This window comes from Thiocapsa marina 5811 (assembly GCF_000223985.1).
GTDB classification, from domain to species: domain Bacteria; phylum Pseudomonadota; class Gammaproteobacteria; order Chromatiales; family Chromatiaceae; genus Thiocapsa; species Thiocapsa marina.
Genome location: NZ_AFWV01000006.1, coordinates 23,485 through 35,608 on the forward strand (window position 1 = coordinate 23,485; position 12,124 = coordinate 35,608).

The 12,124-nt window shown below is 59.2% G+C and carries 10 protein-coding genes; 5 read left to right on the forward strand and 5 right to left on the reverse strand.

Going from position 1 to position 12,124, the window contains the following annotated elements; genetic code table 11:
• The first annotated feature begins 92 nt into the window (after window positions 1–92).
• Complete coding sequence (locus tag THIMADRAFT_RS09580) at window positions 93–1,040, forward strand: sulfotransferase family protein (RefSeq protein WP_007192824.1); 948 nt, start codon at window positions 93–95, stop codon at window positions 1,038–1,040.
• Between the two features lie 376 nt (window positions 1,041–1,416).
• Here the strand turns inward: THIMADRAFT_RS09580 and THIMADRAFT_RS09585 are convergent, their stop codons facing one another.
• Window positions 1,417–2,430 carry a sulfotransferase family protein gene (locus THIMADRAFT_RS09585; RefSeq protein ID WP_007192825.1) on the reverse strand — a complete coding sequence of 338 codons (1,014 nt, stop codon included), beginning with the start codon at window positions 2,428–2,430 and terminating at the stop codon, window positions 1,417–1,419.
• Between the two features lie 1,420 nt (window positions 2,431–3,850).
• Here THIMADRAFT_RS09585 and THIMADRAFT_RS09590 point away from each other — a divergent pair.
• Entirely contained in the window at window positions 3,851–4,876 is a 1,026-nt protein-coding gene (locus THIMADRAFT_RS09590) for an IS1595 family transposase (protein ID WP_007192826.1), read from the forward strand.
• A 17-nt stretch (window positions 4,877–4,893) separates the two neighbouring features.
• Here the strand turns inward: THIMADRAFT_RS09590 and THIMADRAFT_RS09595 are convergent, their stop codons facing one another.
• Complete coding sequence (locus THIMADRAFT_RS09595) at window positions 4,894–5,313, reverse strand: hypothetical protein (RefSeq protein WP_007192827.1); 420 nt, start codon at window positions 5,311–5,313, stop codon at window positions 4,894–4,896.
• Window positions 5,314–5,392: 79 nt separating this feature from the next.
• On the opposite strand from THIMADRAFT_RS09595, the gene THIMADRAFT_RS24680 reads away from it, so the two are divergent.
• From THIMADRAFT_RS24680 to THIMADRAFT_RS09605, 3 genes are all read left to right on the forward strand, one after another.
• On the forward strand, window positions 5,393–5,575 hold the full coding sequence (locus THIMADRAFT_RS24680) for a hypothetical protein (RefSeq protein ID WP_050799536.1): 183 nt from the start codon (window positions 5,393–5,395) through the stop codon (window positions 5,573–5,575).
• A gap of 8 nt (window positions 5,576–5,583) precedes the next feature.
• Window positions 5,584–5,724, forward strand: a complete 141-nt coding sequence (locus THIMADRAFT_RS27080; RefSeq protein ID WP_158308374.1) for a hypothetical protein — start codon at window positions 5,584–5,586, stop codon at window positions 5,722–5,724.
• A 953-nt stretch (window positions 5,725–6,677) separates the two neighbouring features.
• On the forward strand, window positions 6,678–8,594 hold the full coding sequence (locus THIMADRAFT_RS09605; protein ID WP_007192830.1) for a fibronectin type III domain-containing protein: 1,917 nt from the start codon (window positions 6,678–6,680) through the stop codon (window positions 8,592–8,594).
• 442 nt (window positions 8,595–9,036) lie between these two features.
• On the opposite strand, the gene THIMADRAFT_RS24685 is transcribed toward THIMADRAFT_RS09605, so the two are convergent.
• The 3 genes from THIMADRAFT_RS24685 to THIMADRAFT_RS27085 form a co-directional block, all read right to left on the reverse strand.
• Window positions 9,037–10,080: a glycosyltransferase family 2 protein gene (locus THIMADRAFT_RS24685; protein WP_007192831.1), complete on the reverse strand. Its 1,044-nt coding sequence runs from the start codon at window positions 10,078–10,080 to the stop codon at window positions 9,037–9,039.
• Window positions 10,081–10,229: 149 nt separating this feature from the next.
• On the reverse strand, window positions 10,230–10,970 hold the full coding sequence (locus THIMADRAFT_RS09615; RefSeq protein WP_007192833.1) for a 4'-phosphopantetheinyl transferase family protein: 741 nt from the start codon (window positions 10,968–10,970) through the stop codon (window positions 10,230–10,232).
• Window positions 10,971–11,307: 337 nt separating this feature from the next.
• Window positions 11,308–12,123, reverse strand: coding sequence for an alpha/beta fold hydrolase (locus THIMADRAFT_RS27085; protein WP_040730816.1), 816 nt, complete (start codon window positions 12,121–12,123; stop codon window positions 11,308–11,310).
• Between the last annotated feature and the right edge of the window lies 1 nt (window position 12,124).

Genomic DNA, 12,124 nt, shown 5'->3' on the forward strand with positions numbered 1-12,124 from the left:
ACTGGCGTAACTCGCGTGACCGGAACTCGGCGCGACAAAACCCGACGAGCCAAATTCAACCCAATCTCTCAACATTTATCTAGGGGTAGACGATGCGCAAAGTCGATTTTTTCATCGTGGGTGCGCCAAAATGCGGCACTACGGCCATGTATAGTTACTTGAGATCGCACCCGAGCGTCTTTTTTCCGGAACGAAAGGAACCCCATTACTTCGGTACTGATCTGGATTTTCATGGACAACCGCGGATCACGCAGGAAGACTATCTAGACCTTTTCACTGGTGCCCGGCCCGATCAAAAGCTCGGCGACGCCTCGGTGTTCTATTTGATGTCCGAGAATGCGGCCGAAGAGATCCGGGATTACAATCCGAACGCGAGAATCGTCGTAATGCTCCGGAACCCCGTCGACGTCATGCACTCTTTTCATAGCCAGAGGCTTTTCAATGGCACGGAAGAGATCGAGAGCTTCGCAGAAGCGTTGGCGGCGCAGTCCGATCGGCGCATGGGGATGCGATTGCCTGCACGAATCGGACTACGACAAGGACTCTTCTATCATGATCTCGTGGATTTCGCGCCACAGGTTCAGAGATATCTCGACTCCTTTGGCCATGAAAGCGTAAAGATAGTTCTATATGATGATTTCGTGAATGATCTGCCGAGCATTTATAGCGAGCTCTGCACTTTCCTGGACATTGACACGACTTATCGGCCTGCTTTCGAGGCCATCAATGTAAACAAGGTTGTGCGCTCTCGCTGGCTTCGTGATTTTCTCAAAGACAAACCGGACGCCGTCGCGCGAGCCGTGCGAGTACTCGTTCCGAGCTCATCTCTCAGAAAGCGCTTACGGGATACGGCAAATGGCATGAACAGCGTTACGAAACCCCGATCACCGATCGACCCGTTATTACGTGCGCAGCTCCTCGACGAGCTCGCCCCGTCGATCGCCAGGCTTGAGAGCTTACTCGGCCGGCCTCTCCCAAGTTGGCACGGTGACCCGGCACCGAAAACGCCAAACGTTGACGCATCGCCCACCGTGATCTGAAGCGAGTCCCTCATCGAGTCGCCCAAGCTATCTCGGAGACATACCTCATATAGGCACAAGGTCGCGTTTCTTGAATACCTGAAAATTGCCGCGAGCCGACAAATCTCCCGGTGCGCAAGGCCCCGGCTCTTCAGCCACAGCACCTCCATTCGCCTGCGCATCCGTGGCTGTGTATGCTCTTAACGCAGCTTCTGCATTTTCTTCGAATCCTCTTCGGCGAACTCGATTCTGATCATCGTCGCAAAAAATTACAAAGAGGCCCGTTGGTAGCAACAAATCTAACTAAGAACCAAAACGTTACCGAGCATTACTGAGAGTCGATATAAGGAAAGTGCAGTTTATGCCCGTAAGGGCTATAACTAGCCTATGTCGTCGGCTAAATCTTTTGATTCCAGCGGTAACGAACTCGCTCCACCCAACGATACAGCGTTCGCCCTGGTCGAGCTAGAAGGTGCCCACGTAATACGGCCACACGAGCGCGAAGGAAGTAGTCTTTTGCCTCCCAGAATGCCCTCTTCCAATCGCCCGGGGGTTGCTCGCTGAGGGGAAAATCAGTTTGATAACCGAGATCGCTTAGCAGCCGCCCGCCCAATCGCTCAAGTGCAACCAACTTTGCCGCAGGGATCTCCGATCGCCACTTTCCACTGTTGCGCGATATGCCGCCCACCTTTTCGGCGACAGGGTTGCGTTTTGGGCCGCTCATCCAAGGCATCGCGGAACGGAGCAGGGCGTCACTGTAAGGGATCCCAATGAAAGCGGAAACTCCCCGCATCCAATGCTCGGGGTCCTCGGTTAGCGCTTCGTAAGACAACTCGAAGTAGCGATCGGGTCCAAGCTTAGCTCCGTCCCGGCGTCCTATCCTGACAACCTGAACCCAGCGGTACATCGTTGATTCTAAATCGTGATGAAAACGCCGCGCGTTAGAGAGCGCGACATCCCGACCATCGCGATAAATATGCACAAACTTGGCACCCGGAACGTGCTCGGCGATCTCACCCATGAACTGAACGTTCATCGGTGACTTTTCCAGCCACCTGCAGGTGTCCTTGTGCGTCGTTGCGAGCGTCCGGTAGACCGCGTCAATAACTCCGAAAAACGTAGGCTCACGTACATCTTCAAATCGAGAAGACTCTTTGAGGATCGGTCGTCGAAACGCAGACGTTTTTTTGAATGCCAGGAATAGGCGTTTCAGATTTTCAGCATCATCCAACGGCCCAAAGCGATGTAGCTTTTTAATAAACAAAGGTATGGTAACAGTCTCAAATGGGAAGACGTAAAGCTCCGTAGAATTGTCTAAGCAATCCGAAAGCATCGTGGTTCCGGATCCGTTCATACCGACGACAAAGACCGGACCGCCGGAGTCAGGCTCTACACCCATTCTTTGATGCATGGATCAATTCTCCTAGGAGATTGCAGTTGACACGACACACATTCACTTCTTGTCCGCGGGTACACTACAACTCCACCCCGACGGCATGCACCATTCGGGCTAATGCGAACGCGGCACTCCACGGAACTCGAAGACGTCCCTTGGCGACCCCTCCATCTGTTGTATCAACGAAAATCATATCGCGAAACGCTTGTTGCATGAATCTCCGCAGACCAGCAATGCCCAAGCCCTCATCATCCCCCCTATACAGCTACAGCACGACTCTGGAGAAAAAGGCACAATCTTGCGAAGCGCTAATGCCCCAAGGTGGAAGTCGATTCGGTGCGGTCTACCGCTCTACAACATCATCGCTCCTCGTGCTGATCCCCGGCATCTGCAGTAGATCAACGATGGGCTAAATGCCCCGTGAATCCCACACACTCAATGCTACGAGATCAACGACTTCGACAAGCGCCTGTCACTGGCCTTAACGAAGATCAATGCCTGTGTCTTCCCGCCCGGATTCTTGGAGTTCCTCGATAGTGGCCCAAAGGCCCGAATCGACGGGTAGCCAAAGTCATCCGAGGCATCGATCAATCCTTAATGAAGAACTCAAGATCTGTCGTATGAAACTTGACGCATCCGTGACGAAATTATCGCATCAAGCTCACTGGAGATGTGCGGTATGAATCGATCACCGTGTGTGCCGGCCTTCGATCCACGCCGCTGCCGCAGAAACGGCACAACTTGATTAGAAAGCTGCTATGGCGCTCCCGAACTTTAGACCTACTCTCAGCGCACGTAAAGTGGCGGCTTCAGCGAGCCACTTGCGCTGCAGCGTTTTTCCCGGACCCTTCGACAGTCGGGCTGGCCGGCCAGACCGGAGGTTTGAAGCGTTCGCGGACTCACAGCACCGCTTCCCGAGGAATCGCGTGTCCCCCGCGATACCGCACGGGGACATCCTTCTGCTGCGAGAACTCGCTCCTTGGGGTGAGCCGCTTGCGCCGGGGCTCGCCCTGCGGCCGCAGCCGCGCCCGACCAAGGACGCAGCAGCGCGTTGATGAACTTCCCCGAGTGGCGGCTTACGCTTGATGGTCACCAAATGCCAACCGCTCCATCTGCGCCGCCCGCCGGTGAGAGGGGTGGTACGACGGTGCTTGCCCAGCGCCGCGCCACACGCTAGGAATTACTGCGGTCCCACTTGTTCAAATGCATTGTTGATCACGTCACGACGTAACTGTTTGGGTCGCCAACTACCTTGCGGTAGGAACGGCATTGGAGACCGACTCGGAAGGTCATTGCAAGGGCGGGATAGAGATCGATCCCGCATTATGTAGCAAGCGCACATGAATTTCGCTTCAACAACTTAGCGCGCAGGCTCACGTTTTGAGCCACCCCCGGGAGCACACTGGCACGATCGATCCAGCCCCCGGAGCATGCGATGTCCCAGCACTTCCTCTTGTCGGGCGCCGCCCGGACGCTTTCCGTGCGCGAAGTGTTCGAGATGAGCGACGCGCAAGCCTTCGAGCGCTTCCGCGCGATGCGCTGGGGTCCGGAGGGCGAAGCGGTGTGTCCGGCCTGCGGTGTCGCGGAGCAGCCCTGGTTCCTGCCGAGCCGCCGGCAGTGGCGTTGCCGCGCCTGCGGGCACACCTTTTCGGTGACCTCGGGGACGATTTTTGCTCACCATAAGTTGCCGTTGCAGGTCTATCTCGGCGCCATCGCGATCGACAGCAATGCTGCGAAGGGGCTGTCGGCACTGCAACTGAGCCGTGACCTGGACGTGCAGTACAAAAGCGCCTTCGTCATGATGCACAAGATCCGCGAGAGTCTCATGGTGCAGCGCGACGAGACTGCGCTGAGCGGGGAGGTGCAGCTCGACGGGGCCTACACGAACGGCTCGGTACGTCCCGAGAACCGGGCCGAGGATCGCGTGGATCGGCGCCTCGCCGAGAACCAAAACCCGGACAAGCGCAGTGTGCTGGTGATGCGCGAGACCCACCCGGCGGACGATCCGCTCGGGCAGGTCGGCGGCAAGCGCACGCTCACCTTCATCATCGGGCGGGAGAACCAGACCGACGTCGGCGCGCTGGCGGCGCGCTTCATCGCCCCCGGGGCCACGCTCTCAGCCGATGAGTCCGATGCCTACGATCTGCTGCACGGGCGCTATGTCATGCGTCGGGTCAACCATCAACACGCCTACCGCGCCGCGGACGAGACGACCGACAATCAGGCCGAATCGTATTTCTCGCGGTTTCGGCGCATGCAGATCGGCCAACACCACAAGTTCGGCTTGTCCCACCTCGCGCGCTACGCCAACGAGGCCGCCTACCGAGAAGACACCCGGCGCTGGTCCAACGGGGCGATCTTCGAGGACACCCTCGCCAAATGTCCCCGCACCCGCCCGCATCGGGACTGGTGCCGTGACTGGCAGGGCAATACCGCCCGCCCGGAGCTGCTGGCCGCCTGAGCGGCTCAACCACGCGTCTAGACCTGCGTCTGCCCGTCCAGCGCCACAACCCGCGCCGCGCCCTTGGCCGCGAGGCGACGCAGCACCGCCTGGACCGTCTTCTGCACGCCCGCGCGCACCTCGGGATCCTCGGGGAGCGCCTTGCGCGCGGCCACTAGATGCATCACCGCGCGCGCCGACAACGGCGCGAGCGCATCGCGCAAGGCCTCCAGGACCAGACGCTGGCATTCGGCCGAGGCGAACCACTGTTGCCGGTGGCGTGGCCCCTTCGACTGAACGGCGCCGACGTCGTAGTCGGGATCGAACAGACGAATCGTGGCGTCCAGGTGGATCAATTCCTCCGCCAGCCGCTGCACTTCACGACGACACTGCTCCACGTGCCCGGCCAGCTCGCCCCGCTTCGCGACCAACCCGCCCGGGACCTGCGTATCGGACATGATGCCAACTCCTCTGCCTAAGATTGAGGGTCGGATTCTCGCCCGGCGGCCGGGTCCGGTCATGTGCGCTTGGTACATAATGCCGCGTCTGTCGGGCTGGAGCCGCCCACGGCGCGCCGTCGTGCCGCGTCGGCGCATCAAGGCCGACCTGGTCGTCCTCGATCATGGCGATCCCGAGCAACTGCTCCTGAGCTTCCCCGCGCTCAGCGACGCGACCGTCGTCTACGAGTGCGCCGTGCTGGTGACCTCGTTGCCCCCATGAGATCCCGAGTGTGGCGCAACTCTAATCGCGATCGCGCCTACGCGGAGGATCCCTTCGACGAGCTGAAGAACCATTGGGGCCGGGGCGACTTCACCACCCAAGACATCAAGCGCTGCCGCTTCATGGCGCGCATCACCGACCTGACCTAAAACTGGTGGAGCCTTTTCGTGCGCCTGGCCGATCCGCACTGGCACACCGAGGCCATCACCAGCCGCCCGCTGCTGCTCAGCGCACCGGCACACCTGACCCGTCATGGCGGGCAGACGCGCCTGATCTATCAGCCATCCCCATGCCGAAGCCGGGTGGGTAGAGGCGACCTGCCGCGAGATCGCGGGCTTCTTCGGTACCCTGCGCCGAACTGCGGAGCAGTTCAGTCCCCTGCAACGCTGGTACCGGATGCTCTCGCGTGCGCTGGTGAGGTAACTGAACGGCCGCCAACTGCAACCGCCTGCAGCGCCGCAGAATGCGGCGCAGCCCCTTAAGTAGTCGCTATGTGTACTCGCCCGCAGGCCGGAAACGGCCCGCGACGGGAGCCAACCGCTCTGGATCACTGCCCTTGGCGACCAACCGATCGTCAAGGCGGCATGGCGCGATCAATCCTTTGCACCCTCGAGGTGCCTCGCCCCGAGCGTCTGATGGATCGTCGCATGCCCGCGCTCGGCATCTCGACCCCGCATCCCGAAACGAGGATTTCGTCTCTCCCTGCGCCTTTCGCGTAGGTATCTACCACGTTGGGCGGGCCGCTATACCGTTAACATCTGAGACTCCTAGGCCCAACTTCGTATACCCCTACGTATTTTCACTCTCTATAACTTAAGCTATTACTCATGCGATAGTTTCCAAGTGACGCAAGGTCTCGCACGATCATCATTCGATCCCAATAGTTCGGTTCCAAATCAGGGGGTCGTGCGTCCAGCAAGGGCCCCGAATCGAGGCATGGAGAAGAGAGTTGAGGACGCTTGTGCAACCGCCGGAACAATCCTGAAGCTACACTCGCCGCGATTTTGCAGGTCCCTTTCAGGTCCTTATCCACCGCCAATGCAGTGCACTGGATCAAAGCTCGGGCCGCCCAATTACTCAGGCATCTTTCGCAGGAGATGATATGAAAGCCACACCGCGCGCACGACTTAGTCGGTTACCGATCCACCGATTGCCGCGACAAGAACCGTCGATGGTCGGTCTCGCGGTCCTGGCTCTTATGGCAGTGATGCCGTCGGCGCAAGGCGCCGATCCGACGATCACGGCGGAATCTCAGGAGATCGTTTCCGAATATTCCTGGGGCTACAACACCGGCTTAAAGCAACACCTGGGTTCCTATAAAAACGGGCGAAGCGTTCACCTCATGTCGCGGCGCACAAGGGATAATCCGGTCGATTCGCGACCCGACCTCGGTAGCCCGGACTTCGCGGTATGGGTCGATGAGCACACAGGTGAGGCCTTGGCACTCGAACACCCCGCCGGCGTCTTGTTAGAGGATGGCGTGAACCCCGGAGGGAATGCAGTGTTCACCTCCAACGCTGCCGCAAACGAGGAAGGCCGGATTTGGTCGGTCTTCGGGGCACGCGCCAACGAGCTTCCTTTCGACTTGGCGCGTTCGAGCGAGCTGTTCGACCCCAGTCAGTCAGACGTCGTGTTGGATAATTTTGAAACGTTTGAGAGGTCCACGTCCCCGACCCTCAGCGTAGTCGATCAGACCGGACTATTGACTTATCGCTATTTGCATAGCACTCGACCCGACGGAGCCGTGTTGTTTCAGCGATATGACCTAAGTTCTTCCACGCCGCAGTTGGTCAAGCAAGAATCGATCGGCCGGGCCAGCTTCGTACAGGGCCGTGGCGATATCACGATTGAGCAGGTCTGGTCACGCTGGGATCCTCGGCGCGGCGCTCTAGCGGTAACTTGGCACTGGTTTGAACGATTCCAAGAGAACGACCAACTCATCAAGCTATTCGGTTCCAACCCGTTTCTCTACACGGATGACTTAGGAGAGACTTGGAGCTTGGCGGACGGTTCACCGGCGACTCTGCCACTGACCTACGCTACCCAAGATTCGACGATTTCGCCTTATGATCATCTTGCAGCGGGCGAGACTATGGGTTGGTTAACGCGAGACGTCGGCTTCGGGCCGAAGGGGACACCCTGGATGGCTGCGCCGGTTGGCGAAGACGGTCGTGAAATGCGCTTCTTTGTCTGGAACGAGTCGCGTTGGGACAACCGCATGCTCACCCCCCGACTTGATCTAGGAGACCCGATGGCCTGCGGCACCGTACGTGACTATGTTGTTTGCGCCTATTCGGAAGCCGCCACACCTGGAACGCTTTTGGTACGCGTGAGCCTAGATGAAGGTCTCACCTGGAGTGAACCCGTCACCGTCGACAGCGTGGGGAGTGCCCCGGATGGGTCCTTACAGCGAATCAACTGGGTGTCCTATGCTCAGCCCGCCGATCGCTATTTGGACAATTCGGGTCGATTCTTCTTTAGCTATTATAAAACTAGCGATGGCGGCGACGGCCGTAACTTTAAAAACAATGTTCGCTGGGTACGTCTACAGGTTGGACCGAAGGCGGATTTCAGCGCCGATCAGCGCGTTGACGAGAGTGACAAAACCGCCTTTGAAACCGCTTTTTATAGTGGTGATTCACTTGCCGACTTCAACGACAACGGGGTTGTAGACGGGGACGATTTAGCTGCCTTCAATGCAGCATGGGAGGAGGAACGCGAGGCCGATCTACCCACGCCGCCTGCGGCGCCATCCAATCTCACAGCGACCGCACTGTCCTCGACACAAATCCAACTCACTTGGCAGGACAACAGTACAGACGAGACGCTGTTCAGGATTAAGCGTGCAACCGGTCGGTACCCGAGCCCCTTCGAGCGATTAGCCGATGTCGGAGCAGATGTTGTCACTTTTGTTGACAACACGGTGGAAAGCGGGACTTTTTACCGTTACCGCGTTATTGCAATCAATCCGGCCGGGAGGTCGGCGAGTTCCAATACCGCTCGAATAATGATGCCATAGACTTAAGTCGAATCAGCTGCTTATCAGCGCGGTGAGCGACCTTTATGATGGCACGATCAGGCTGGGTAATTGCTGTCGCTCACTTTATTTCCTAAGGCTTCTGGTTTTTCCTCAGACGACCAGTGCATGGCTGTGGTGATGAGGGCGTTCCTAGTGCCGTAGCCCAGGTTGCCTCAATCGACCCCGAAACCCACGTCGGCGCGATCATGGGCGAGCGCTCGGCCCGGCGGCGAAGACATATTCGGTGCGACGCGCGGCGGCGTATCCGCCGCGCGGGGGCCTGTTCCAAGCTAGCCCCGTAGATCTAGGTGATGGTGGTCGCCGCCATCCAAAAGCGCAGTGGGTAGGTGACCGCATCGGTGTTTCGCGTCTACGTCTTGACACTGCTGATCTCCTGCTTGATTTCCCTGAATGCGGCTTGAGCTCCCGCCAAGGTTGTCACTCACCGGAATCCTGACCGCACACCGCCGCGAAAGCGCTTGAGCGACGTCAGAGTGTACCCCAGTCTCGCCAAGGAGCCTTCGGAGAGACGGCTCAACAAGCCGATTGCGTGGCTGTGCGGGGCATAGCGGGCGAGCAGTACCTTGCGATCCGAGTTATCCCCGGACAAGACGGCCTTAACCATCTTGCTCAGCTCGATCCCAAGATAATGCCGATAGCGCCTCCGGTACTGCGACTGAAAGGCGGGATTGGCCCCGAACTCATCCACAAGCACGTCGATCCGGGATTGGATCTCCGGTAGATAGGCGATATCGGTCAGTCGGCCGGGGGCGTCTCCGTGTTGACACACTAGATCCAGATCGACATAGACGACAGGACCCTGTCGACACAACTGAGAGCTGAAGAGCCAGGATTCATTGCGCTGCACCCCGACCTTAAATTCCAGGGGATCCCCAAGGCGGTCGCGGTCAATCAGGAGGGAGCTCGGGAGGATATAGTCGCCATACAACTGATTGACGTAGTGATCCCCGACGTATGCGCTCGCGGTGCCGAGACCGCTTGGGAGCTTGACGTGGTCCGGTGGCCCGAGCAGGAGATTCCAGTCCTGTACCGCCTGCCCCCACTGAAAGACGTAACCGGAAGAGACACGTCCTTGCCGATCAGTCACGGAGAAATTGCTGAAGCAGGCAACCGCGTCCGTGTATTGCCCCATCAAGGCCCTTTGGATCTCGAGCTTGCTGTCCTTCCATTCGTCGTCGTCGTCCAGGAAGGCGATCATGCCGTGTGTCGCTGCGCGCATACCGGCGTTTCGTGCGGCGCTCACGCCCTGATTGTCTTGCCTGACCATCCGGATCCGAGGGTCGCCGAGTCGACCGATCGATTCGCCGATATCCATCTCCGAACCATCGTCGACGATGACGAGCTCGTCACTCGGGCGCATCGCGGCGAGTGCGCTAAGCGCTGCTCGTTTCAAAAACGCGGGTCGATTATAGGTGGGTAGTACAACCGAGATGGCCGCCGCCGTGTCGGAACGTGTCTGCCCCATGAATTCAGCTCCTGACAATAAGGGCGTATCGGGTGTGGGGATCCGCCTTTAAAGCCAGATCCGGCATTTGACCGCTTCGTGCCGCATGCAAGGGTTTGACGTTGTTGACGATCGTGGTCATCGGATGACTCCCACGCCGGGTGAAGGCGCTACGACCCCTGGAGCACGCTCCGCGCGGCGCCCGACCCAAAGAACGAACGACGCAGAGCAAAATCTGTACGGTCCCAAGACACGGCGGCGATGAGGCCTTCGGTCAGCTCGACGGCGCGGACGCACCAGAACGCGGGTCCGATCGCGTTCGTGTTCGAATCGACCAACTGGCTCCCTTCCAAATGACTTAGCGCCATCGATACCTGGTTCGGCGGCGCTGAAAGACCGGTGCCGATCGCCTTCAGCAAGGACTCCTTCAGGGTCCAGATCCGAAGGAAGGCATGGCTCCGGTCTTCGGGATCCAGCTTCAGCAAACCGATGCGTTCCTGCGCCGAACAGCAATCCCGTGCGAGCGCCATTACGTCTACGACTTGCCTCGCGACCTCCACATCGACCCCGAGTCGACCCTCCGGAGCGATGCCGATCAGGAGATGTCCGTCGCTGTGAGAGAGGTTGAAGGCGGGCCCCCCGAGCACGTCAGGCTTTCCGAACGGCTTGCCGACCCGTACGTCCAACGCCGCGGGATTCTTATCCATCAGATTCCCAAGCAAACCTCTCAATGCGCCTCGTCCAATCATAAACCGGCGTCGGTGCACGTGATCCCGGAATGCATTCGCTCTGGCCAGCTCCTGATCCGAGAGCACGGAAGTGATCCGCTCGACATCCAGACTCGAATCGTCCATGTCGGCATAGTAGAGGTCAACAGTGCCGCTGGCCGGGGTGAAGGGCGTCCAAAACATCCGGTCGGGACCTCTGTCGATTCGGCGGCGGTGCTCATAACGCCGGCCACTGCGATGGCGTTACGCCGTTCGGTGGACAACCGCAGCGCAGTCTACCAGCGCCGGCGCGGGATTCGGTGGACTTCGCTCTCGCTCGTCCACTCTACAGGACCATGTTGTGAACTAGGCCGATTCGGCGGATTTGCCCCACCTCCGGCCTCTCTCGCAGTCCACGACCACAGCATGCTGTCGCGTGAGTCTCCCGCAGCGGCAACGCGATCGGACCAGTTCCAGGATGAGTCGGAGCCTTGGCGGGCGTCCTCGCGCGATACTCGCGGCTCGCTGCCCACCCGCCGGTCTAGACCGAGACCGCCCGAATCGCCGGCGGAACTTCAGGCTCAAGGCGCTGGCTGTGGTCACCTTCAAGCCACCTCAGCAATGCGGAAGCCAGCGCCTCCCGATGCGCGTCGCTCATGAAGGTATGAGAGGCCTCCGGAAAGAACAAGACCTCCGCATCCTCTTTCAAGTGCAACTCGGGATAGACGTGAAAGAGCTGCGTACGATAGTTGTAGATCTCGCTCCAGCCACCCGTGAAGGCGAAACACAACCGAACACCTCTTTCGCGCACTTCCCGCAGGCATTCGGAGATCTCGCGGCGATCTTGCAAGCCGATAGTGTAGAGCTCGGGTTCCTCGAGCCGCGCCAAGTCGCACGCAACGGGTTCCCGTCCCCGGACGCGATCACGCATGAGGCCGATCCAGCGATGTCGAAGCAAGACAAGACTCTTCCAGAAGTCGATCGAGGCGGCACGTTTCCAGACCTTGACCAAGTACCAGCGCTTGGTGCGAAATACCGTCGGATCGAGCATCACCAGGCCAACAACGCGGCCGGCCTCGACACGGGCCGCCCGGAGTCCGTTGTCCGCACCCGAGCAGAGTCCCAGAAGGACGAACTCGCGTGTACCGCAGAGCCCTTCGAGAACATCGAGACACTCGGTGATATCCTGCAGGACACCTTCTTTGAGCGGCAGGCGATCCTGCCGGTTTGGACTGTCCCCGACCCCGGCAAAGTCAAAACGGAACGCGGTGTATCCATTCTCGGCAAAGCGACGCGCGAGAAAGGAATTCAGATTGTTCGGCCCGCTCTTGCGCACGACGCCGGCGTTTAGGATCACG